General features: G+C 67.2%; 22 protein-coding genes and 2 tRNA genes. 13 read left to right on the top strand and 11 right to left on the bottom strand.

Annotated elements, in window-relative coordinates; all coding sequences use genetic code 11:
• Positions 1-539: 539 nt before the first annotated feature.
• The 9 genes from AC1DCT_RS11060 to rpmH all read right to left on the bottom strand — a co-directional run bounded on the left by AC1DCT_RS11060 (position 540) and on the right by rpmH (position 6797).
• A complete protein-coding gene (locus tag AC1DCT_RS11060; RefSeq protein WP_440732712.1) occupies positions 540-878 on the bottom strand; it encodes a single stranded DNA-binding domain-containing protein in 339 nt (112 codons plus the stop codon).
• Between the two features lie 97 nt (positions 879-975).
• Positions 976-1953, bottom strand: coding sequence for a ParB/RepB/Spo0J family partition protein (locus AC1DCT_RS11065; RefSeq protein WP_477429181.1), 978 nt, complete (start codon positions 1951-1953; stop codon positions 976-978).
• The gene (locus tag AC1DCT_RS11070) at positions 1953-2879 is read right to left on the bottom strand and encodes a ParA family protein (RefSeq protein ID WP_477429660.1); all 927 of its coding nucleotides are present in this window, start codon (positions 2877-2879) and stop codon (positions 1953-1955) included. Before AC1DCT_RS11070 ends, AC1DCT_RS11065 begins: the two co-directional genes overlap by 1 nt.
• Before the next feature lie 839 nt (positions 2880-3718).
• Entirely contained in the window at positions 3719-4360 is a 642-nt protein-coding gene (gene rsmG, locus AC1DCT_RS11075; protein WP_441976506.1) for a 16S rRNA (guanine(527)-N(7))-methyltransferase RsmG, read from the bottom strand.
• A gap of 15 nt (positions 4361-4375) precedes the next feature.
• Positions 4376-4861 carry a Jag family protein gene (locus tag AC1DCT_RS11080; protein WP_440732716.1) on the bottom strand — a complete coding sequence of 162 codons (486 nt, stop codon included), beginning with the start codon at positions 4859-4861 and terminating at the stop codon, positions 4376-4378.
• Positions 4858-5973, bottom strand: a complete 1116-nt coding sequence (yidC, locus tag AC1DCT_RS11085) for a membrane protein insertase YidC (protein ID WP_441976507.1) — start codon at positions 5971-5973, stop codon at positions 4858-4860. Before yidC ends, AC1DCT_RS11080 begins: the two co-directional genes overlap by 4 nt.
• A gap of 3 nt (positions 5974-5976) precedes the next feature.
• Positions 5977-6327, bottom strand: a complete 351-nt coding sequence (gene yidD, locus AC1DCT_RS11090) for a membrane protein insertion efficiency factor YidD (protein WP_441976508.1) — start codon at positions 6325-6327, stop codon at positions 5977-5979.
• Positions 6324-6656 (bottom strand): ribonuclease P protein component, encoded by a 333-nt coding sequence (gene rnpA / locus AC1DCT_RS11095; protein WP_440732719.1) that lies wholly within the window; start codon positions 6654-6656, stop codon positions 6324-6326. Before rnpA ends, yidD begins: the two co-directional genes overlap by 4 nt.
• A gap of 3 nt (positions 6657-6659) precedes the next feature.
• Entirely contained in the window at positions 6660-6797 is a 138-nt protein-coding gene (gene rpmH, locus AC1DCT_RS11100; protein ID WP_105689046.1) for a 50S ribosomal protein L34, read from the bottom strand.
• A 300-nt stretch (positions 6798-7097) separates the two neighbouring features.
• Between rpmH and dnaA the strand changes: the two genes are divergently transcribed.
• The 8 genes from dnaA to AC1DCT_RS11140 all read left to right on the top strand — a co-directional run bounded on the left by dnaA (position 7098) and on the right by AC1DCT_RS11140 (position 17760).
• A complete protein-coding gene (dnaA, locus tag AC1DCT_RS11105; RefSeq protein ID WP_440732720.1) occupies positions 7098-8498 on the top strand; it encodes a chromosomal replication initiator protein DnaA in 1401 nt (466 codons plus the stop codon).
• Positions 8499-9012: 514 nt separating this feature from the next.
• The gene (gene dnaN / locus AC1DCT_RS11110; protein ID WP_440732721.1) at positions 9013-10152 is read left to right on the top strand and encodes a DNA polymerase III subunit beta; all 1140 of its coding nucleotides are present in this window, start codon (positions 9013-9015) and stop codon (positions 10150-10152) included.
• 5 nt (positions 10153-10157) lie between these two features.
• Entirely contained in the window at positions 10158-10610 is a 453-nt protein-coding gene (locus AC1DCT_RS11115) for a GNAT family N-acetyltransferase (protein ID WP_441976510.1), read from the top strand.
• A 154-nt stretch (positions 10611-10764) separates the two neighbouring features.
• Positions 10765-11934: a DNA replication/repair protein RecF gene (gene recF, locus AC1DCT_RS11120; RefSeq protein ID WP_441976511.1), complete on the top strand. Its 1170-nt coding sequence runs from the start codon at positions 10765-10767 to the stop codon at positions 11932-11934.
• Positions 11921-12412 (top strand): DciA family protein, encoded by a 492-nt coding sequence (locus AC1DCT_RS11125; protein WP_440732724.1) that lies wholly within the window; start codon positions 11921-11923, stop codon positions 12410-12412. Before recF ends, AC1DCT_RS11125 begins: the two co-directional genes overlap by 14 nt.
• Positions 12413-12530: 118 nt before the next feature.
• Positions 12531-14636 (top strand): DNA topoisomerase (ATP-hydrolyzing) subunit B, encoded by a 2106-nt coding sequence (gene gyrB / locus AC1DCT_RS11130; protein ID WP_440732725.1) that lies wholly within the window; start codon positions 12531-12533, stop codon positions 14634-14636.
• A gap of 176 nt (positions 14637-14812) precedes the next feature.
• A complete protein-coding gene (gyrA, locus tag AC1DCT_RS11135; protein WP_477229990.1) occupies positions 14813-17362 on the top strand; it encodes a DNA gyrase subunit A in 2550 nt (849 codons plus the stop codon).
• Positions 17359-17760 (top strand): DUF3566 domain-containing protein, encoded by a 402-nt coding sequence (locus AC1DCT_RS11140; RefSeq protein WP_441976513.1) that lies wholly within the window; start codon positions 17359-17361, stop codon positions 17758-17760. The genes gyrA and AC1DCT_RS11140 overlap by 4 nt, the downstream gene beginning before the upstream one ends.
• A gap of 149 nt (positions 17761-17909) precedes the next feature.
• Here the strand turns inward: AC1DCT_RS11140 and AC1DCT_RS11145 are convergent, their stop codons facing one another.
• Positions 17910-18623 carry a VIT1/CCC1 transporter family protein gene (locus AC1DCT_RS11145; protein WP_441976514.1) on the bottom strand — a complete coding sequence of 238 codons (714 nt, stop codon included), beginning with the start codon at positions 18621-18623 and terminating at the stop codon, positions 17910-17912.
• A gap of 137 nt (positions 18624-18760) precedes the next feature.
• Between AC1DCT_RS11145 and AC1DCT_RS11150 the strand changes: the two genes are divergently transcribed.
• The 5 genes from AC1DCT_RS11150 (at position 18761) to AC1DCT_RS11170 (ending at position 21982) form a co-directional block, all read left to right on the top strand.
• On the top strand, positions 18761-20041 hold the full coding sequence (locus AC1DCT_RS11150; protein ID WP_477429183.1) for a sensor histidine kinase: 1281 nt from the start codon (positions 18761-18763) through the stop codon (positions 20039-20041).
• A gap of 52 nt (positions 20042-20093) precedes the next feature.
• The gene (locus AC1DCT_RS11155; protein WP_441976516.1) at positions 20094-20810 is read left to right on the top strand and encodes a LuxR C-terminal-related transcriptional regulator; all 717 of its coding nucleotides are present in this window, start codon (positions 20094-20096) and stop codon (positions 20808-20810) included.
• A complete protein-coding gene (locus AC1DCT_RS11160) occupies positions 20807-21712 on the top strand; it encodes a hypothetical protein (RefSeq protein WP_477429185.1) in 906 nt (301 codons plus the stop codon). The genes AC1DCT_RS11155 and AC1DCT_RS11160 overlap by 4 nt, the downstream gene beginning before the upstream one ends.
• Before the next feature lie 55 nt (positions 21713-21767).
• Positions 21768-21841: transfer RNA gene (locus AC1DCT_RS11165), tRNA-Ile, on the top strand.
• A gap of 68 nt (positions 21842-21909) precedes the next feature.
• Positions 21910-21982: transfer RNA gene (locus AC1DCT_RS11170), tRNA-Ala, on the top strand.
• A gap of 96 nt (positions 21983-22078) precedes the next feature.
• On the opposite strand, the gene yczR is transcribed toward AC1DCT_RS11170, so the two are convergent.
• Entirely contained in the window at positions 22079-23503 is a 1425-nt protein-coding gene (gene yczR / locus AC1DCT_RS11175) for a MocR-like transcription factor YczR (protein ID WP_477429187.1), read from the bottom strand.
• Positions 23504-23547 lie beyond the last annotated feature (44 nt).

A 23547-nucleotide genomic window follows, 5' to 3' on the forward strand; every position in this document is an offset into this window, starting at 1 on the left:
GCGGCGCATTCCGGCTCCGCGTGCTGCGCCAGCACAGGCGACGGATCGATGGGCGCCGCGCTCCCCTACCGAAAAACTCTGGGAAGCTCTGATCCCTGACCTGCCCCCGGTCGGAGCTCCACGACAGCACCGTTTCACGTGAAACGGGCCAGTCAGCAGCCAACCAGAGGCCATGGTCTAACCCCAACGCTTCTCAGACGACAAGGTCGTCTACCCGCCATACACGCCACGCACCATGCACATGGTGGTGGCGGGGTCATGGGCCCTTGTACGTGCGCGGCGGCGACACGTTTCACGTGAAACGCCCACACGCATCGGCTGCACGCGGGCGTCGCTACTCCACGGAGCGGCGGGCGCAAACTCTGCGGCGGAGGGCGCAGGGGTGGCTTCTCCGAGTGCATCGGGAGGGGCCCGCGAAGCGGGAAGGACCCCGCTCTGTGCGTGACCATGCCACCCCGGAGTCCGAGCGCGCCACGATAGCCCCTGGTGGGGGATAGACCTCGTCTGGGCGACGTTTCACGTGAAACATCGCGGGTGAGTCAGGGCCGGGCGTCGTCCGCCAGCAGGTCCCAGCGACGATACTTCGGGCCGTCTCCGAGCAGCCCCCAGACGATCGGGGTGAGTTCGGGGTAGTCGAGGGCGATGCGACGGAGCAGATCGAAATTGCGTGATTCGTCGGGGCGTACGCCACCGCTTTCGACGATCTCATCGGCTCGCAGGAGGAAGACGACCAGCTCATCCACGCTGGGGAGCTCCTCCATGAAGGCCCAGGGGTCCTCTCCCCCAAGCAGACGCTCCTGGACCAGCACCGCGAGCTCATCCGCCGCTTCGGCGCGCAGCACTTCGAGGCTGGCTCGACGGGTCGGGGATTCTTTCACCGTTCCAGCCTACGCGGCGGTGGATGAACAGGGGCCCGAGAGGATCCGCGTACGCAGATCGTCCCGGGCCCCGTTGAAAGCGGTCGCTCCGAATCCGTCAGGAACCGAAACCTTCTTCGCCGATCTCCGAAAGGATGCGGTTCAGGTCCTGGATAGAAGCGAATTCGATCTTGACCTGGCCTTTTCGTGCACCCAGGGCGATCTGCACCCGGGTGTTGAGTCGATCGCCGAGCTTGCCGGCGACGTCGTCCAGGTACGCGCGGCGCGCGCCCGCCTGCGGTTTGACGGACTTGGCTACGGTGCCCGCTGCGGCGATGGTCTTCGCCGCCTCTTCAGTTGCGCGGACGGAGAGATCCTCGTTGACAACCTTGTCCGAGAGCCGCTGCATCAGTTCGGTGTCGTCGAGCGAGAGGATCGCCCTGGCGTGGCCGGCCGACAACACTCCTGCCGCCACCCGCTGCTGGACGGGAACAGGCAGTTTGAGTAGCCGGATCGTGTTGCTGACCTGCGGACGGGAGCGGCCGATGCGGTTCGCGAGGGCCTCCTGGGTGATACCGAAGTCCTCGAGGAGCTGCTGGTACGCGGAGGCCTCTTCGAGCGGGTTCAACTGCGACCGGTGCAGGTTCTCCAGCAGCGCATCACGGAGCAAGTCTTCGTCTGCGGTCTCCCGTAGAATCGCCGGCATCGAATCGAGTCCGGCTTCCCGAGCGGCGCGGGTGCGCCGCTCCCCCATGATCAGCTCGTACTTGCCTTCGTCGTTCTGTCGCACGACCACGGGCTGCAGCACCCCGAACTCGCGCACGCTGTGCACGAGTTCCGCGAGATCGTCCTCGTTGAAGTGGACGCGCGGCTGTCGTGGATTCGGAACGATGTCGTGCGGGTTCACACGAATCAGGCGGGCGCCCGGAACGGCGACAAGATCCTCGTCCGGCTCGGCGGGCTGTACAACAGGCGCGGTCTCCGGGACCGGATCGATGCGTGCGCCGGGGAAGAACACGTCCACGGGGCGCTCCGTGGCATCCGAAGTGGGGATGAGTGCGCCGATCCCCCGGCCGAGTCCCGTGCGTTTGGCCATCAGTGCCCCTTCTCGTTGTGTTCGGTCGCCCGGCGGGCGATCTCAACTGCTGCTTCTCGGTAGGCGACCGCGCCTACCGACTGCCCGTCGTACGCGATCACGGTCTGCCCGAAGCTCGGCGCTTCGGAGATACGCACGGAACGAGGAATCACGGTGTCCAGCACCTCGTGCGGGAAATGTCCGCGCACCTCCTCCGCAACCTGCTGCGCGAGTCGGGTGCGTCCATCGAACATCGTCAGCAGGATCGTCGACATCGTGAGGTCGGGATTCAGGTGCTTCTGGATCATCCGGATGTTGCCGAGCAGCTGGCTCAGGCCCTCCAGGGCGTAGTACTCGCACTGAATCGGGATCATCACCTCGGTCGCGGCGGTGAAGGCGTTGATCGTGAGCAGTCCCAGCGACGGCGGGCAGTCGATGATCACGACGTCCACCGGATTCTGGGTCAGGTAGTCATTGAGCGCGGTGCGTAGCCGGTGCTCGCGAGCGACCTGCGAGACGAGCTCGATCTCGGCGCCCGCGAGGTGAATCGTGCTCGGCGCGCAGAGCAGATTGGGGGATTCAGGACTGGCTCGCACGACGTCCACCAGCGGAACATCGCTGATCAGGACGTCATAGATGCTCTGCAGATCGGCAGTGTGCGGGACTCCCAGCGCCGTCGATGCATTTCCCTGTGGATCCAGGTCGATCACGAGCACCTTCGCGCCGAGATCCGCCATCGCCGCCGCGATATTGACGGCGGTTGTCGTCTTTCCAACCCCGCCCTTCTGGTTCGAGATCGTGAAGACGCGGGTCGGCCCGTCGAAACGGACCGTGACGCCTTCCAACGCCTTGCGGCGAGCCGTCAGATCCGCGAGTTCCCGGGCCAAAGGGGTGTCCACGCCGTATCCAGCAGTCGAGGTGCTTGGGGACTGTTTCACGTGAAACATCCACTCCTTTCGACGATCTCCGACGGGGAAACGACGGAATCTCCACTCTAACTTGCGCGGCCGACAATCTCCGGACGCATCGGTGAAACAGGGTGATGTTTCACGTGAAACACCACGTTCTGTGCCACTCGCAGCTCCTTGGGGCATGCGCGCTGAGCCCTCATTGCACACGCGGGCGCAGGGGTGTGTGGATCACGAGTCGGTGGGCTCCTTCCCGCTGCGCGGGCCCCTCCCGATATTCGCCATCCACACCCCCCTGCGCCCTCCCACGACAGAAACGGTCGGTCGGTGCTGGCAACAGCTATGACCCAGGTGGCGGCGCTACGGTGATGTTTCACGTGAAACATCACCGTAGCGGCTGTGGCCCTCGAGGCAGGTACAGGCTGTGTCGACCGACTGAGAGGTCCCGCAGCGTTGACGGCCATCTCTGCGCAACACCACACTGCTCCCCCTACCCGGCCGTCGCGCTCTCATCCCACACGAGCGCCGCTAAGCGAAACGTGCTGAGCATGCCCCTCGCTGGCGGCTGCTCCTGGACACACCCACGATCCGATTCGTCCGCTGTCCTGGGGTTCGTTTCAGCTGGGGGCCCTGTAACACCCAATCCCATCCCTACCGAAGGACGCTGGTCCCACGCGCTTGGCCCAGGTCGAGCACGGCGTTTCACGTGAAACGAGGGCGGAGGGATGTGAGTACCACGAATATCGGGAGGGGGCCCGCGAAGCGGGAAGGAACCCGCCGATTCGCGGAACTCACATCCCGCAGCCCGGGTGCCACGAATCGAGGTGGAGTTATCAGAGGAAGACCGTATCCCGAAAGAGCGGTCCTACTTACAAGACCTAACCACGGACAGTCGCTCGCAGCACGCGCGTCGTCTCGGTCAGCACGCCTTCACCGAGGATCTCGACACGCACGTCGCTGAGCAGGAACTTGCGGATCTGCTTCTGCGCAGCGGTGATCTCGTTTTCAGCGTTGACGCCCTTGAGCAGCGCGAGCTCTCCCCCGCTGCGCACGAGAGGCGCAGTCCACGGAAGCAGAGTGCGCAGCGCGCTGACCGCGCGTGCAGTGACCATGTCGAACGTGCCGCTGAGCCCGACATCCTCAGCACGACCACGAACAACCGTCGTGTTCGACAGGCCCAGGGCCGTGACCTGCTCGTCCAGCCATGCCACGCGTCGCTCCATCGGCTCGATGAGCGTGAACTGCACATCGGGTCGGGCGATCGCGAGCACGATGCCCGGCAGGCCGGCTCCGGATCCCACGTCCGCAACAGTGCCGTGGAACAGAGGTGCGGCGATAGCGCTGTTGAGGATGTGCCGGGTCCATAGCCGCGGCACCTCGAGCGGGCCGATCAGGCCCCGCTCTTCGCCTTGCTCGGCCAACGCCGCGGTGAAGTCGCGCGCGAGCCCGATCCGATCCCCGAACAGCACGGCGGCAACAGCCGGCTCAGCCTCGAGCTCGGACGACACCGGTTCAGTCATGTTTCACGTGAAACGTCAGTGCCGGCGGATGACCGTATGGCGGGTCGGACCATCGCCGTAGGACTCGGAGATCAGGCCCCGCTCCGCCACGATGTCATGCACCAGCTTGCGCTCGTAACTCGACATCGACGGCAGCGACGCCTGCGACGCTCCCTCGTCGAGCTTCGCGACAGCGGAATCGACCAGGCGCTCGAGCTGACTACGGCGCGCATCGCGGGATCCGGCGACGTCGAGGATCACGCGCGAGAAGGATCCGGTGCTGCTCTGCACAGCGAGTCGGGTGAGCTCCTGCAGCGCCTGCACGGTGTCGGGCGCGGAAAGCAGGCGCAGACCGTCGCCCTCCGCCTCGACCGAGACGTATGCTCGTCCCTGCTTGACGTCCAGGGTCAGGTCGCCGTCGATGTCGGCGATGTCCAGAAGACCCTCGATGAAGTCCGCCGCGACGTCGCCCTCATGCTCGAGATCGGAGACGGTCGGCTCGGCGACATCCTGCTCGGTCATGCCTTGTCTCCGTTCACGTTCTTCTCAGGATCCTTCTTGGCGTGGTCCTGGTCCTTCTTGGCGCGCTTGGCGCTCTTCGGCTGCTGGCGCTTGGGCTGCTGAGCACGGAGGCGCTCGGCGTCCTCCAGCATCTTCTGCTGCTCGGCGTCGTAGGCGGCCTTCGGCACGACCTTGCCCTCGGAGTTGATGGCCTTGCCCTTGCGCGCGAGACGCTCCTCCCGCGCCTTGGCCGCATCGGATCCGGGTGTCGGCATCTCACGCAGCACCAGGAACTGCTGGCCCATCGTCCACAGGTTGCTGATGAACCAGTAGATGACCACACCGAGCGGGAAGAACAGACCGGAGAAGATGAAGCCCAGCGGAAGGATGTACAGCATGATCTTCTGCATCTGGTACGCCTGGCCGGTCTTGGCCTCGGGCGACAGGTTCTTCGAGATGATCTGCAGCTGCGTGAAGAACTGGGATCCGATCATGAGGATCACCAGGACGACGAGGATCGCGACCGTGGTCTCCCAGCCGGCCGGCTTGTGCTGCACCGCATCCACGAGGCTGGTGTGCAGCGGCGCCACTCCGAACAGCGTCGCGTCGTAGAACTGCTTGGTCAGCTGCTTCGTCAGCAGCCACACCCCGCCCTCGCCCGCGACGGCGTGCTTCTTGACATCGCTCAGCGTGTAGAACATGCCGAGCAGGAACGGCATCTGCACCAGCAGCGGAAGACAGCTCGACATCGGCGTCGTGCCGTGGCGCTTGTACAGGGCCATGGTCTCGCGACTCATCGCCTCGCGGCTCAGCTGATCACGCTTGCCCTTGTACTTCTCCTGAACTTTCTTGAGTTCAGGGGCGATTTCCATCATCTTGCGCTGACTCTTGATCTGCCGCACGAAGAGCGGGAAGACCGCCGCGCGGATGACCAGGACGAGCCCGACGATCGACAGCACCCAGGTGAGGCCCGCGGCGCCCTGCATGCCCAGGGAGGTGAACAGCCAGTGCCAGGCGACGAGGATCGCCTCGACCAGTGCCTTGAACGGCCACATGACGATGCCGAGCAGATCGAAGCCTCCGCTCGAGGCAGCAGGCGTCGTTGACGCGGCAAACAGGAGGTCGGAACCCACTGATCAGTCCTTTCGGGAGGGTACGACGAATCCTCGGGGCGTGAGGGCGTGTCGGAAGTCGGAATGCGGTGGCACGTCGTCCACACCGCCGTGGCTCCAGGGATTGCAGCGCAGAATCCGCCACGCCGAAAGGCCTGCGCCCTTCACCGCACCGTGCTGCTGCACCGCACCTACAGCGTAGGCGGAACACGATGGGTAGTACGCACAGACATCGCCGTACAGGGGGGAGACCACCGCGCGGTAGGCGGTGAGGAACCCCAGCACCAGGTTGCGTGGAACCAGCGGGACTGCCCGCAGCGCGTCACCGGCGTGCAGGTGCGCAGTACCGCGCGAATACGCCGGAAGCGCGCTCATCGCACACCCCTGTCGACGGCTCGTCCCAGATCCGACAGCAGATCCACGAAAGGCGCCTCCGCCGCGGAAGGCAGGGCGCGGATGACGATGTCGACGCCGTCCCGCAGCGGGAGCTGGCGGGCGCATGCGTCCTTCAGGCGTCGCCGCACCGTGTTGCGGGTCACTGCGTTCCCCACCTGCTTGCTCACGATGAAGCCGAAGCGCACGGGGCGCTGCTCACCGGTGTCGAGCACCGAGACGACAAGCCGCAGCCCGCCGTATCGCCGTCCGCGCCGAACCACCGTGCGGTAGTCGGACCCGCGGACGAGGCGATGCGGGCGGGCGAGCACGGTTTACGCCGAGAGCTCGACACGGCCCTTCGTGCGGCGTGCCGAGAGGATGGCGCGGCCGGCGCGGGTGCGCATGCGGGCACGGAACCCGTGCTTCTTGGCGCGACGACGGTTGTTGGGCTGGAAAGTACGCTTGCTCATGATTTCTCCGGGAAGGGAAGCTGTCACCGGGATCGATGCGGCCGGAGACGGTGGACAAAGACTGCCGAAATGGCATAAGTCAACCGATTAAGGCTACGACGTCGACCCCGACATCGCAAACTGAGCGGGCGAAAGCAACATTATCCACATCTGTGGAGGGATCCTTCAACAAGGACACGCCGTCTCTCGTTCCCAGTCACAGGTTGCCCTCACGGCCCAGGCTGACTACCGTGGCACGAGCAGTTATCCACAGGCAGCGTGTCCCGATCCGCCCGCTGTGCCGAGTCGCCCGGGGGAACCATGTCCGCAGCCGCAGAGTCCGAAGTCCCGATCTGGGACGAACTTCTCGCGGAGCTGGCCCGAGACGAGCGCGTCTCCGCGCCGCTGCAGGGCTTCCTCAATCTCGCCGTTCCTGCGGGCGTCATGACTGCCACCCTCTACCTGGAGGTCCCGAACGACCTCACCGCGGGACAGATCAACAAGCGCCTCCGACTGCCGATCATGGAGGCGCTCGCCCGCATCGGAGACGAGGTGACCTCGTTCCGCGTCACCGTGAACCACGACATGGTCGAGCAGCAGACCGTGCCGATCCCGGTCCCGGACTTCGCCCCCGGCCGGCAGGAGCCGACCAGGATCGAATCCCCCATCGAGCAGCAGCCGACACCGATCCGTCACGAGTCGCGGCTGAACCCCAAGTACGTCTTCGACAACTTCGTGATCGGCCAGTCCAACCGCTTCGCCCACGCGGCCGCCGTCGCCGTCGCCGAGGCACCCGCGAAGGCGTACAACCCGCTGTTCATCTATGGAGGCCCTGGCCTGGGCAAGACCCACCTGCTGCACGCGATCGGCGACTACGCCCAGTCCCTGTACGCCGGGGTCAAGGTTCGCTACGTGTCGAGCGAGGAATTCACCAACGACTTCATCAACTCGATCGCGAACAACCGCGGATCCGCCTTCCAGGCGCGCTATCGCGAGGTCGACATCCTGATGATCGACGACATCCAGTTCCTGCAGGGCCGCGCGGAAACGCAGGAGGCGTTCTTCCACACCTTCAACCAGCTGCACGACCACAACAAGCAGGTCGTCATCACGAGCGACCTGCCGCCCAAGCACCTCACCGGGTTCGAGGAGCGGATGCGGAGCCGGTTCGAGTGGGGCCTCATCACCGACGTGCAAGCGCCCGACCTGGAGACGCGCATCGCGATCCTCCGCAAGAAGGCGCAGAGCGAGCAGCTGCACGTCCCGGACGACGTGCTCGAGTACATCGCGACGAAGGTGTCCTCCAACATCCGCGAGCTCGAGGGTGCGCTGATCCGTGCCACGGCGTTCGCGAACCTGAACCGCTCCGCACTCGACATCGCCACCGCGCAGACGGCCCTGCGCGACATCGTCGATCAGGACGAGGACAGCATCATCTCGCCGACCGACATCATCACGACGACCGCGAACTACTTCAAGCTCAGCGAGGACGACCTCTACGGATCCAGCAGGTCGCAGCAGATCGCGACGGCCCGACAGATCGCCATGTATCTGTGCCGCGAGCGCACCAATCTCTCATTGCCGAAGATCGGCCAGCTGTTCGGCAACCGCGACCACACCACCGTGATGTACGCGTACAAGAAGATCAGCGAGCTCATGAAGGAGCGCCGCGCCATCTTCAACCAGGTGACCGAGATCACCGCCCAGCTCAGCCGTCGCTGAACCTCCGCACGGATCCTCCCCCGCGCTGCGGGCTCTCTGCGCGGCCGCAGGAGCGCCGTCGACGCCAGTTCCAGGCTGTGCCGGCGAATTCTGGCATCCGCCCCGCCCGGAAGTCCACATGTGGATAACTTGGGGATATCTCGGGATCCGGACGGCGTGGATTCCCCATGATGAGCGTCGATCTGTGGATAACTCGGGCGAACGGATCCGCCCCGCATGCCCCGCGACCCCGCTGTTTCCGCAGGGTCTCCACAACTCACACGTCTGTAGTTCCCTAGAGCCGCAAAGCATCCCCAGAGTTATCCACAGTATCCACAGGCGTTAACACCGTTAAGAACTCCTTTCGAATCTCCGTCCATCGATCACCACCCGGTGCCGGGTTGGGGATGGATCCGGATCCGGAGCACTTCGACCTGAACCTGATGCCTCGTGGCATTAGCATGGGATCCCCTGGTGTCTGCCATGGGGCGGAGATTCGTGTCATCCTCCGCATTCAGTCGACGGAGGAGCGCCGGTGAGGTTCCAGGTCAATCGCGATGTCTTCAGCGAAGCTGTGTCCTTCGTCGTCAAGCTGCTGCCTCAGCGCAATCCGCAGCCGATCCTGGCCGGAGTGCTGATCGAGGCCGGTGATGAGGGGCTCACGCTCTCGGCCTTCGACTATGAGGCCTCCGCGCGCACCACGATCGAGGCCACCGTCGACGAACCGGGCACGATCCTCGTGCACGGACGCCTGCTCTCCGACATCGCCAGCCGTCTGCCCAACGCACCGATCGAGATCTCTGTCGAGGAGGACGGCGGCATCGCCGTACGCTGCGGATCCGCACGCTTCACCCTCGCCGCCATGCCGGTCGAGGAATATCCCTCCATTCCCGAGGTCTCCGGCACCAGCGGTGTCGTCCCCGCAGAGGACTTCGGCACTGCGATCGCCCAGGTCGCCTTCGCCGCCTCGCGCGACGACGTCACCCCGGTGCTCACCGGCGTGCAGCTCGAGGTCAGCGAGAACACGCTGAGCCTCGTGGCCACCGACCGATACCGGGTGTCGCTGCGCGACGTCCCATGGGACGGCGAGGCCGCGGCGCAGACCGCGCTCGTCCCGGCTCGCACCCTGCAGGAGGTCGGTAAGACCTTCGGTCACGCCGGCACCATCCAGATCTCGTTCTCGGGCGCCGGTGACCGCGAGATCATCGCATTCACCGCGGGCAACAAGACCGTCACCTCGCTGCTCATCAAGGGGAACTTCCCCCCGGTCCGCCGCCTTTTCCCGGAGCAGACCGACCACCACGCGGTGGTGAGCACCGCCGACCTCACCGAGGCCGTGCGTCGCGTCGCGCTCGTGCTGGACCGGTCCGCTCCGCTGCGTTTCACGTTCGAGACGTCCGAGGTGACCATGGACGCCTCCGGCGGCGAGCAGGCCCGTGCCTCCGAATCGGTCGACGCGCACCTCAACGGCGAAGAGGTCACCCTCGGCCTGAACCCGCAGTACCTGCTCGAGGCGCTCGGAGCTCTCAAGAGCGAGTTCGTGCGCGTCACGTTCACCTCCTCGGACAACGCGAACAAGCTCAGCCCCGTGCTGATCACGAGCCAGACGTCGGTCGATGCGGCCGGTCTCGACTCGTACAAGTACCTGCTGCAGCCCAACCTGCTGCTCCGCTGAGACGGATGCGGCTGGACCCGATCGATTCCGCTCTCGCGGAGAGGATCATCACCCGCGATGAGCGATCGGGCGACGACTGGCACCCCGAGTACCCGTTCGAGGACGAACTCGTGCCGCTGCGATCGCTCGCCGCTCGCGAGGACGCGGATCCGGTCTTCACGCTGTACGCCATCCGCGATGACCAGGGTGTCGCGGTCGGCGGCTTCGGATTCTTCGGTCCACCGGACGAGACGGGAACAGTCGAATTCGGGTACGGGCTGATCCCCGCCGCGCGCGGTCGAGGGCTCGCGACGACCGCCGTCACCGAAGGCCTGAGGATCGCGGCCGATCATGGAGCCGTGCGCGCGATCGCCGACACCGAAGAGACGAATCTCGCCTCGCTCGCCGTGCTGGCGCGGTCCGGAATGACCGAGATCCGCCGCGAGGGCGGCATGGTCTACGTCGCCCGCGAGTTCTGATCGCGCTGTCGCACACGGCCCGGCCCCCCCGCGACTGGTCGCAGAATGCGGCTTCGAACGCGGAATGACCGCGTTCTGCGACCACTGAGCCGGAGACGGAGCGCACGGGTTCCGACCCAACCCGGTGTCGGGGCCCGCGGGTAAGGTTGCTCGGGTGATTGTGGAGCATCTCAGCCTCGTGGATTTCCGCAATTACGCGACCGCCGAACTCGCGCTGCACCGCGGCCCGAACGTGCTCGTCGGCCGCAACGGCCAGGGCAAGACGAACCTCGCCGAGGCGATCGTGTTCCTCGCGACCCTGGGTTCGCACCGGGTCTCCTCCGATGCCCCGATGGTGCGTGACGGTCATGATGCGGCGATCGTCCGCGCTCGGCTCGCGCACGGGCCGAGGAAAGTCCTGATCGAGGTGCAGATCAACCGACAGGGTTCGAACAAGGCGCGCATCAACGCCGCTCCCGGCCGGACCGCGGATCTGCCCCGATACGCGCACGTCGTGCTGTTCGCCCCGGAGGATCTGCAGATCGTGCGCGGGGATCCGTCCTCCCGCCGCCGGTTCGCCGATCAGCTGCTGATCCAGCGCACTCCGCGCATGTCGGCGGTGCTCGGCGACTACGACCGCGTGCTGCGTCAGCGCACGGCGCTGTTGAAGTCGGCGCGTGCCCGTGGCATGAAAGCCGAGGCCTTGACCACGCTCGACGTCTGGGACGACAAGCTCATCGCACTCGGATCCGAGATCATCGACGCCCGTTCCCGGCTCGCCGCCGACCTGCAGCCGGGGCTCACCGATGCGTATTCGGCGATCGCCGGCGAGGATCATGACCCGCGCCTGCACTGGGCCCAGTCGATCCGCGGCGGCGACCCGGAGGAGGGCGACGCCGCCGAGGAGGCACCCGCTCCCGGATCCACGGCGGATCTCTTCCGCACCGCCCTCGCGGCCAAGCGCTCCGCCGAGCTCGAGCGGGGACTCACCCTGGTCGGACCGCACCGCGACGACCTCGTGCTGCGGGTGCGCGACCTCCCGGTGAAGGGCTACGCCTCCCACGGGGAGTCGTGGTCGATCGCGCTCGCGCTGCGACTCGCCTCGGCGGAGCTGCTGCGCGCGGAATCCCCCGCCGGGGATCCCGTGCTCATCCTCGACGACGTATTCGCCGAGCTCGACGCCGAACGCCGCCGGCGTCTGGCCGGCATCACGGCCGGCTACGAGCAGGTGCTGGTCACGGCAGCCGTCGAGGAGGACATCCCCGAGGTGCTGCATCGGCACGTGGTGCGGATCTCGGCCGGCACCATCATCGACGAGCGCGAGGTCGACGATGACCGAGCATGACGAGCCGGACGTCCCCGAGACGATCGCGACGTACTTGCGGCTGAGGGGTCTGAAGCCGAGTTCCAAGAACTGGAAGCGCAAGAAGCGCCTCGTCGACGACGAGAACGCCCCGTTCACGGCCGGCCGTGACCCCGGCACACTCGGCGATGTCCTGGCGAAGCTGACCAAGGATGCGGGCTGGGAGGCGGCGCTGAGCCGCGAGGATCTCGTGCTGCAGTGGGCGGAGCTCGCGGGCCCCGACACGGCCAAGCACTCCGAGCCGGTGTCGCTGGAGGGCGGCATGCTCACGGTCAAGTGCGATTCGACGGCGTGGGCGAAGAACCTGCAGTACATGCGCGCCGTGATCATCACGGAGATCGGCAGGAGGTACCCGGAGGCCGGTGTCGAGAACATCCGGTTCGTCGGGCCGGACGTCCCTTCGTGGAAATGGGGCACCAGAGTCGCTCCAGGGCGCGGTCCGCGCGATACCTACGGTTAGGACATGATCCATCCCGTCCCGGGGGACTCCAGGCGCGCAGAATCGCGTACAACGAGACAGGAAGGGGTCTTTCCGATAGACTGAGGGCCTAGATCTTCGATGTGGAGCCTCCTCTCAGATGACGCCTGAAACCCCCTCTGACGCGAACGAATCGACCGCGAACGACTCGACCCAGACGGGGGCAGAAGCACCCGGATCCGCCACGTCGCCGACCGCGCCCGCCCCGGCGGCGAAGCCCGCCCCAGAAGTGGAGTACGGCGCCGACTCGATCCAGATCCTCGAGGGACTCGAGGCCGTGCGTAAGCGCCCCGGCATGTACATCGGTTCGACCGGACCCCGCGGCCTGCACCACCTGGTGTACGAGATCGTGGACAACTCCGTCGACGAGGCGCTCGCGGGCTACGCCGACAAGATCCTCGTCACCCTCCTCGCCGACGGCGGCGTCCGTGTCATCGACAACGGTCGCGGCATCCCGGTCGACCCGCACTCCTCCGATCCGACCAAGTCGACAGTCGAGGTCGTGCTCACGATCCTGCATGCCGGTGGCAAGTTCGGCGGCGGCGCGTACGCCGTGTCCGGCGGTCTGCACGGTGTCGGATCCTCCGTGGTCAACGCCCTTTCGACGCGATTCGACGTCGAGGTCAAGCAGAAGGGCTTCGTCTGGCGGCACCGTTTCGCCGACGGTGGTGCGCCGCAGCAGCAGCTCGAGAAGGGCGAGGCCACGTCCGAGACGGGAACGACGATCACGTTCTGGCCGGACGCGGAGATCTTCACCGAGACCGTCGAGTTCGAATACGACACGCTGCGCACCCGCTTCCAGCAGATGGCGTTCCTGAACAAGGGGCTGCGCATCGAACTGCTCGACGAGCGCGAAGGCGCCACGGTCGATGAGGAGGTCGACGGCACCGTCGTCACGCGCCAGCGCGCGGATGTGTTCTTCTACGAGCGCGGTCTCGTCGACTACGTCGAGTACCTCAACCACGTGCGCAAGGCCGATGCCGTCAACGACGAGATCATCGCGTTCGAGTCCGAGGACACCGCCCGCAAGATCTCGCTCGAGGTCGCGATGCAGTGGACCACGGGCTACACCGAGAACGTGTTCACCTACGCGAACACCATCAACACGCACGAGGGCGGCACGCACGAGGAGGGCTTCCGCGCGGCGCTGACGACGCTCGTCAACCGCTACGCGCGCGCCAACAACATCCTCAAGGAGAAGGACGACAACCTCACCGGTGACGACGTGCGCGAGGGCCTCACCGCGGTCATCTCGATCAAGCTCGGCGAGCCGCAGTTCGAGGGCCAGACCAAGACCAAGCTCGGCAACACCGAGGCGAAGGCCTTCACCCAGAAGGTGGTCGGCGATCAGCTCGGCGACTGGTTCGACCGCAACCCGAAGCAGGCCAAGAACGTCGTGACCAAGGCCGTCGAGGCCGCGACCGCCCGCATGGCCGCCCGCAAGGCGCGCGAGACCGCACGCCGCAAGAGCGTCTTCGAGTCGGCCGCGATGCCCGACAAGCTCAAGGACTGCACGAGCAAGGATCCGTCGATCAGCGAGATCTTCCTCGTGGAGGGCGACTCGGCCGGCGGCTCGGCTGTGCAGGGTCGCGACCCGCACACCCAGGCGATCCTGGCTCTGCGCGGCAAGATCCTCAACGTCGAGCGCGCGCGTCTGGACAAGGCCCTCGCCAACAAGGAAGTCCAGGCGATGATCCAGGCCTTCGGCACGGGCATCGGCGAGGACTTCGATCTCGGCAAGGCGCGCTATCACAAGATCGTGCTCATGGCGGATGCCGATGTGGACGGCCAGCACATCACCACGCTGCTGCTGACCCTGCTGTTCCGCTACATGCGCGGGCTCATCGAAGCGGGCTTCGTGTTCCTCGCGATGCCGCCGCTGTACCGCCTGAAGTGGACGAACGCACCGCACGAGTACGTGTACTCGGACGCCGAGCGCGACGCCCTGCTCAACGACGGGCTCGCGAACGGCAAGCGGATCCCGAAGGATGCCGGCATCCAACGCTACAAGGGTCTGGGCGAGATGAACGCCAAGGAACTGTGGGAGACCACGATGGACCACACCACACGCACGCTCCGTCAGATCACGATCGACGACGCGGCCGCCGCGGACGAGATCTTCAGCGTGCTGATGGGCGAGGACGTGGAGTCGCGTCGCGGCTTCATCCAGCGCAACGCCAAGGACGTCCGCTTCCTCGATATCTGATCCACCAACCACACAAGCGAATATCGGGAGTTCCTCCTTCGTGGCGGAGGAGGGCGCAGGGGTCTCACTGGTCAGGAGCATCGGGAGGGGCCCGCGCAGCGGGAAGGAACCCGCTCTGCTCCTGACCAGTGAGACCCCGGAGCCCGGGCCCCAGACGGGCAGGACGAGAAGAAGACATGACGGACGAACGAAACGAATCCGAGCACAACCACGGCAAGATCGACCAGGTCGATCTGCAGTCGGAGATGCAGCGGTCCTACCTCGACTACGCGATGGCGGTCATCGTGGGCCGGGCACTGCCCGACGTGCGCGACGGGCTCAAGCCCGTGCATCGCCGCGTGATCTACGGCATGTACGACGGCGGCTTCCGCCCTGACAAGTCGTTCTCCAAGTGCGCCCGCGTGGTCGGCGAGGTCATGGGTCAGTACCACCCGCACGGCGACTCCGCGATCTACGACGCCCTGGTCCGGCTGGTGCAGCCGTGGTCGCTGCGCTATCCGCTCGCACTCGGTCAGGGCAACTTCGGCTCCCCCGGGAACATGGGCGCCGCGGCCCCCCGGTACACCGAGACGAAGATGGCCCCGCTCGCGCTCGAGATGGTGCGCGACATCGAAGAGGCCACGGTCGACTTCTCCGACAACTACGACGGGCAGACGCAGGAGCCCGACGTGCTGCCCGCACGGTTCCCGAACCTGCTGGTGAACGGCTCGATCGGCATCGCGGTCGGCATGGCCACGAACATCCCGCCGCACAACCTGCGCGAGGTGTCCGAGGCCGCCCTCTGGGCGCTGGAGAATCCCGACCTGCCCCGCGAGGAGCTGCTCGAGGGCCTGATCCAGCGCGTCCCGGGCCCCGACTTCCCGACCGGTGCGCAGATCCTGGGCACGAAGGGGATCCAGGAGGCGTACCGCACCGGACGCGGATCCATCACGATGCGCGCGGTCGTGGGCGTCGAGGAGATCCAGGGCCGCACGTGCCTCGTGATCACCGAACTGCCGTATCAGGTGAACCCCGACAACCTCGCGGTGAAGATCGGCGACCTGGTCCGGGAGGGCAAGGTCGCCGGCATCGCCGACATCCGGGACGAGACCAGCGATCGCACCGGCCAGCGCCTGGTGGTCGTGCTCAAGCGCGACGCGGTCGCGAAGGTCGTCCTGAACAACCTGTACAAGCACACGCAGCTGCAGGACAACTTCGGCGCCAACATGCTCGCGATCGTCGACGGCGTGCCGCGCACGCTGGCGCTGGACGGCTTCATCACGCACTGGCTCGCCCACCAGGTCGATGTCATCGTGCGCCGCACGAAGTTCCGCCTGGCCAAGGCCGAGGCGCGCATGCACATCCTGCAGGGCTACCTCAAGGCGCTCGACGCACTGGACGAGGTCATCGCCCTGATCCGCCGCTCCCCCTCGGCGCAGGAGGCAAACGAGGGTCTGCAGCAACTCCTCGACATCGACGAGGAACAGGCCCAGGCCATTCTCGACATGCAGCTGCGGCGCCTCGCCGCGATGGAGCGCCAGCGCATCATCGACGAGGCCGCCGAGCTCGAGGTGCGGATCGCCGACTACAAGCAGATCATCGCGGACGAGGGCCGCCAGCGCGAGATCATCCGCGAGGAGCTCACCGCGATCGTGGATCGGTTCGGAGACGAGCGCCGCACCCACATCCTGCACGGCTTCGACGGTGACGTCTCGATGGAAGACCTCATCGCCGAGGAGGAGATGGTCATCACGGTCACCCGTGAGGGCTACATCAAGCGCACCCGCAGCGACAACTACCGTTCGCAGCACCGCGGCGGCAAGGGCGTCAAGGGCGCACAGCTGCGGGCCGACGACCTCGTCGAGCACTTCTTCGTGACGACCACGCATCACTGGCTGCTGTTCTTCACCGACAAGGGCCGGGTCTACCGCACCAAGGCGTACGAGATCCCGGAGGCCGGCCGCGACGCGAAGGGCCAGCACGTCGCCAACCTGCTCGCACTGCAGCCGGACGAGAAGATCGCGCAGATCCTCGACCTGCGCGATTACGAGGCGGCACAGTACCTGGTGCTCGCCACGCGCGGTGGACTGGTGAAGAAGAGCCGTCTCGGCGATTACGACACCAACCGTCAAGGCGGTGTCATCGCGATCCGCCTGCGCGAGGACGACGAGCTGGTCAGCGCGTTCCTCGCCGATGCCACCGATGACGTCCTGCTGATCAGCCGGCACGGCATGTCGGTGCGATTCCAGGCGACCGACGAGGCGCTGCGGCCGATGGGACGCGCGACCGAGGGCGTCAAGGGCATGCGGTTCAACGGCGAGGACAGCCTGCTGTCCGCCTCGCTCGTGACGGGCGACGGCTACGTCTTCGTGGTCACCGATGGCGGCTATGCGAAGCGCACCTCGGTGGACGAGTACCGCGTGCAGGGCCGCGGCGGTCAGGGCATCAAGGTCGCCAAACTGAACGACGACCGGGGCATCCTGGCGGGGGGTCTGATCGTCCAGGAGGACGACGAGGTCCTTGTGGTTCTTGCCAGCGGCAAGGTGGTACGCTCTGCCGTGGCCGAGGTGCCGGCGAAGGGTCGCAACACCATGGGCGTGGTTTTCGCCCGGACCGACGAGGACGATCGGATCCTTGCGATCGCGCGGAACACCGAGCGCGGCCTGGCCGACAGCGACGAGTCCGAGGACTCCGGTACGGCCCCCGAGACAGAAGCCCCCGAAGCCCCCGAAGGAACTGACGCATGAGCACGGTAGCCGACAAGCTCGCGAAGAAGTCTTCCCGCAAGACCTCCAGCAAGCAGGTGCGCCTGCGCCTGGTCTACATCGACTTCTGGTCGGCAGTGAAGCTGTCCTTCCTCGGTGCGATCGCGATCGCTATCGTGACCCTCGTCTCGTTCCTGCTCATCTACCTGGTGGTGGATGCCACGGGGCTGATGGACAAGGCCGACGAGTTCGTCTCCGGCATCGCCGACGGCGCAAAGCTGAGCGCGGTCGTCGGGCTGCCGCAGGTGCTGGCCTTCGGCTCGGTCGTCGCGATCCTCAACCTCATCGTGTTCACGGTGCTCGGTGCGATCGTCGCCGGCATCTACAACCTCGCGGTCAAGGTCACCGGCGGTCTGCTGGTCGGTTTCACCTCGAACTGACGCTTCTACGCGGAAGGCCCGGATCCTCGGATCCGGGCCTTCCGCGTTCTCTGACCGCGAGACTGCAACTCTGTCGCGAGACTGCACGATTCTGCTGCAGTTTCGTGACGGGGATGCAGTCTCGCGGTCGATGGATGCGGGATCGAATCTCAGACGACGCCGGTGCTGCCGAGCAGGGTGCCGATGAGCCACGTCGCGAGGAGGGCGAGCGCCCCGCCGATGACCAGACGGATCGAGGCGCGCGTCGGATTCGAGCCGCCGATCCGCGCTGAGATGAAGCCCGTCGCGGCGAGGGCGATCAGCACGGCGACGAAGGTGACCGGCACGCGCCAGCCGGGCGGCGGCAGCAGGATCGCGAGCAGCGGCAGGATGGCGCCGACCGTGAACGCGATCGCCGAGGAGATCGCCGCGTGCCACGGGTTCACCAGATCGTCCTGGTCGATGCCGAGCTCGACCTCGAGGTGCGCAGCCAGTGCATCGTGCTCGGTGAGCTCGACGGCGACCCGGTGCGCGGTGTCGTCGCTGAGTCCGCGCTGGCGGTACAGCTCGGTGAGCTCGGCGAGCTCCGCGTCCGGCATCGTACGCAGCTCTTCGCGTTCCTTCGCGATGAGCGCGTGCTCGCTGTCGCGCTGGCTCGACACCGAGACGTACTCACCGAGCGCCATCGAGATCGCGCCGCCGATGAGGCCCGCGAGGCCCGCGACCAGCAGCGCGGCATTGTCCGTCGTGGCACCGGCCACGCCCACGACGAGGGAGGCGACCGACACGATGCCGTCGTTCGCGCCCAGCACCCCGGCTCGCAGCCAGTTCAGGCGCTGTCCGAGACCGGTGCCGTGCGGTTCGTGCGGATGCAGTGCAGTCATGGGTCCACGTAAGCACCTGCACGCAGCGCCGTCCATCAAGGCAAGGCATGCATAACCGCTGTTCTTACGGAAACCCCGAACCGGATCCCCCGGCTTCCCCCGTTCCCGGTCCACGAGCGCGCCCGTAGCGTGGAGCCATGACCACAGCAGCCTCCTCCCCGCCTCCTGTGACAGGCCCTGTCGCGGAAGCGTCACGCACCCCGGTGCGCCTGTTCCTCACGATCCTCGAACTCGCCGCGCTCGGCGTGATCGGATCCGCGGTGGTCGGCATCCTCGGCGGTGCGCTGGGGATCGGCTTCGGCCTCAGTTTCCTCGGCGTCGGGATCATCGTGCTCGTCGGCCTGGTCTACGCCCTGTACGGAGTGGCCTGGTTCGAGATCGCGCGGCTGAACGGCCTGTACGGGTTCGGACTCCCGGCCCTGCGCTGGCGTGCGACCGACCGTCCGGGCTTCGGCGGCTGGCTGCTCTCGCTCTGGCGGCAGGCGTACAACGGCCGGATGTGGCGGGCGCTGGCCAACTTCGCCATCGCCTGCGCGCTCGGATCCCTGGTGCTGCGGCTCATGGCGTGGTTCGGGTGGTCGGCGGTCACGGCCTTCGCCCCGCTGTTCACCACCGGCGAGGTCGACACGGGTTGGGGTACGAGGTACCCGAGCGCCTGGGCCCCGCTCATCGGCGGCGCAGGCGCGGCGGCCGCCGCCGTCGGCATCATCAGCGTGGCGCTGCTGCACCGGGTGATCTCGCGCGGCATCGTCGCCACCCCCGACCGTAACCTCGACCTCAGTGAGCGGGTGCGCACGACCACCGCGCAGCGCGCCGGCGCCGTGCGCGCCGCAGACGTGGAGCGCACCCGTATCGAGCGGGACCTGCATGACGGCGTACAGCCGCGGCTCGTCTCCGTCGGGATGACGCTCGGGATGGCGCAGCAGAAGATCGACTCGGATCCGGAAGCCGCCAAGGCGCTCATCGCCGAGGCGCACACCTCGACGAAGGCGGCGATCACCGAGCTGCGCCAGCTCGCGCGCGGAATCCACGCCTCGGTGCTCGACGACCGGGGGCTCGACGCGGCCCTCTCGGCCCTCGCCGGGCGCTCCCCCGTGCCGGTCGTGCTCGATGTGCGGCTGAACGGGCGGTGCTCGCGTGACGCCGAGGCCGCCGTGTACTTTACCATCGCGGAGTCGCTCACCAACGCGGCCAAGCACTCCCGGGCCAGCGAATGCAGGGTCGTGGTGCGGGTTCGCGACGGCGGCACGCTCTGGGCCCGGGTCGAGGACAACGGCATCGGCGGCGCGACCGTGCTGCCGGGAGGAGGACTCGACGGGATCGGCAACCGCGTGCTCGCCGCCGGTGGCACGTTGCGCCTGGACAGCCCCGCGGGTGGTCCGACCAGCCTGGAGGTGAGCGTCCCGTGCGCATCCTGATCTGCACTCTTCTCGACCAGCACGTCGGTTCCGCCCCGGAGGAGCGCATCTCATGAGAATCCTGATCGTCGAAGACTCGGTGCTCCTGCGGGAGGGACTCGTGCGTCTACTCGAGGACGCCGGGCACGCGGTGGTCGCCGCGCTCCCCGATGCGACCGACCTCGACGAGAGCGTCGATGCCACCGATCCCGAGCTCTGCATCCTCGATGTCAGGCTCCCGCCGACATTCGTGGACGAGGGGATCCGCGCCGCGCTGTCATTGCGCACCCGACTGCCGCAGCTTCCGCTGCTCGTGCTGTCGCAGTACGTCGAGGAGCGTTACGCGAGCGATCTGATCATCGCGCAGAGCGGATCGGCACAGGGGTCCGCGGGCCCGCTCGGCTATCTCTTGAAGGACCGGGTGGCTGATGTCTCCGAGTTCATCGAATCGGTCGCGCGCATCGCCTCCGGATCCACCGTGCTGGACCCGGAGGTCGTGGCACAGCTGCTCACCCGGCGCAACCAGGACGACCGCATGCGAAGCCTCACCGAACGCGAGCGGACGGTGCTCGCCATGATCGCGGAGGGCAAGTCGAACCAGGCCATCGCGGCCGCGCTGTTCCTCTCCGAGGCCAGCGTCGAGAAGCACATCACCGCCATCTTCCAGAAACTCGGGCTGGAACCCGACGAGTCCGGCAACCGCCGCGTCCTCGCCGCGATCGCCCACATCTCCAGCGCCGGCCTGAACGGCCCTGGTGCCGGACCCGCACAGACAGGACCGAACCGATGACGAATCTCACCCCTCCGAACCCGCCCGAGCCGGACCCCTCTGCGGCCGCTGCGCCGGACTCCTCCCGCCCCGGATCCCCCGCGCCAGGCTCGAACCCGAGTCGCGGAGCGCTGACCGCGATCACCATCGCCGCGGCGATCATCGGCGGTGGGGCGCTGGTCAGCGTCGGCGGCACCTCCGCACTCGCGGCTGTCAGCCAGATCGCCACCGGCGACGGCTCGGTGGGCAGCACCACCACCGTCGACACCTCGGGCGTGACACACCTCAAGGTTGAGGTCGGGCGCGGTTCCGCGACGGTCCGCTTCGATGACGTCGCCGCGGCGACGATGCGGACCACCGGGGCCGGCAGCAGCGACTGGACGATGCGCCGGGACGGCGACGTGCTGCGCGTGGACCGCCCCAGCGGGCCGTTCGGCTGGTGGATCGGCGCCTGGTTCGGCATCGATCCGCAGATGACCCTCACGCTCCCCCGCGAGCTGGAGGGCGAACTGGGCGCCGACCTGCGGCTGGATGCAGGTTCGCTCTCCACCCAGGGACGCTTCGACACGCTGAGCACGACCGTGAACGCGGGGTCGCTGACGGTCGACGGCGGCGCGACCTCGGTGACCACACGGGTGAGCGCGGGCTCGGCGACGCTGCGCCTGGACGACGTCACCACGGCGGACCTGTCGATGTCGGCGGGCGACCTGAACGCCACGCTCACGGGAACCCAGCCCGACGGGATCCGCCTCGATGTCAGTGCCGGATCCATGGATGTGACGGTGCCGTCGGGCCGGTACGCCCTGTCCAAGGACGTCTCGGCGGGCAACCTGGAGACGAGCGTGCAGAACGACTTCTCGTCGTCGCACCGCATCCAGGCCTCGTTGTCCGCAGGCAGCATCACCCTGCGCGAAGGGAGCTGACCCGGCTCGATTTCGTGATCGTGTCAACGTCCGGTAAAGTCTTGGAGGTTGATACGGGGCTATAGCTCAGGCGGTTAGAGCGCTTCACTGATAATGAAGAGGTCCCAGGTTCAAGTCCTGGTAGCCCCACCGACATGTGAGCGGATCCGAGAGAATCGGATCCGCTCATTCGGTCGAAACCCGCCGAATCCCGGCACGGGGCCTTAGCTCAGTTGGTAGAGCGCCTGCTTTGCAAGCAGGATGTCAGGAGTTCGAATCTCCTAGGCTCCACACAGGACGAAGGGTCCAGGCATGCGCCTGGACCCTTCGTCGTTCTCAGGCCAGTGCAGCCGAGAACCGGTGCTCGTCCGCGCCGAACGAGACCACTCACACCAACGCTTCGGCGGGGGTCGGCCGCGGTCCGGCTGCAGGCAGGTCGACGCCCGCGGTCACCCGTCGCCAGGACTCCTCGAGGATGTCGACCGCGCGGGCAAGCTCGCGGGCCTCGGCGGTGAACGGGATCCGCAGGTGCCGCTCGTGACCGCCCTCCACCGCGAACCGCGGTCCGGCCGACAGGTGCAGCCCGTGCCGTGTGGCATCCATCACCAGGGCGGAGCTCAGCGGCGCGCCCAACTCGACCCAGAGTGCGACTCCGCCGTGCACCTCAGGCACCGACCACTCCGGCAATGCCGCGGCCAGCGCTGTGGTGAGCGTGTCGCGGCCGGTGCGCAGCAGAGCGGAGCGCTGCGGCAGGATCTCATCGAGCCGCGCGACCACGCGGGTTGCGATGGCCTGCTCGAGGTCGGGGGTGCCCAGGTCGTGCGAGGTGCGGGCCGCCCGCAGACGGCGGATCAGGTCCCCGTCGGCACGGATCCATCCGATGCGCAGCCCACCCCACACGGACTTGCCGAGCGAACCCACCCGGATCGACGCGCCCGTCGTGAGCGGGGCGGGGCCCGCGGGCCCGTCGACGCGGAGATCGGCGGTCGTCTCATCGATCAGGAGGACGGATCCGGCATCGTGTGCAGCGCGTGCGAACACCGAACTCTCCTCCGCGCTCATCCATCGCCCGGTCGGGTTCTGGAACTGCGGCATGAGGTAGGCGAGCACGGGAGCCGTGCGGGAGAACGCCTGCACGGCACGATCCAGGTCCCAGCCCTGCCGCGCATCCACAGGAACACCCACGAGACGGGACCCGGCCCGACGGAACGTCTCCGCGGCGTGCGGATAGGTCGGCGTCTCGATGAGCACGCGATCGGCCCGGCGCAGCAGAGTGCCGGCGATCAGGTTCAGCGCATGCTGGGCGCCGTTGGTCACCATGACCTGCTCGGGCACGGTGTCGATCCCCTGCGCCGTGTACCGGTCCGCGATCGCGGCGCGCAGCTCGGCGTGTCCGAGGATGTCGTAGCCGGAGCGGGAGACGAGCGAAGTCGCTGAACCCGCGACCTCGGCGATCACCCCCGGCAGGCCGGGCCACGCCGGAGGGCTGGCCTGCTGCAGGTCGATGCCGCCGTGGTCGAACCAGCGCGCGGCGGCGGTGCGTGCGAGCGGCCGGGTGACGCTGCCGGAGCCCTGGCGGCTGACGATGTGCCCGGTCGCGCGCAGTCCCCGGTAGGCGGCTGCGACCGTCGTCCGGCTCACGCCGAGCGCTGCCGCGAGCTCCCGCTCGGCGGGCAACGCCGTCTCGGGAGCGATGCGATTGTCGAGGCAGAGCAGGCGGATGCCGTCAGCGAGAGCGTCGAAGGCCGGTTCGCTGGTTCGCCACAGCCCGAGCAGCTCTACCAGTGCGCGCGCGGAGAGACGGGAGTCCATCAGGCCAGCCTAGGGTGATTGGACTGGTCTCACCAGTCCAGTTC

The sequence above is a fragment of the Microbacterium sp. 10L49 genome, from assembly GCF_056395125.1.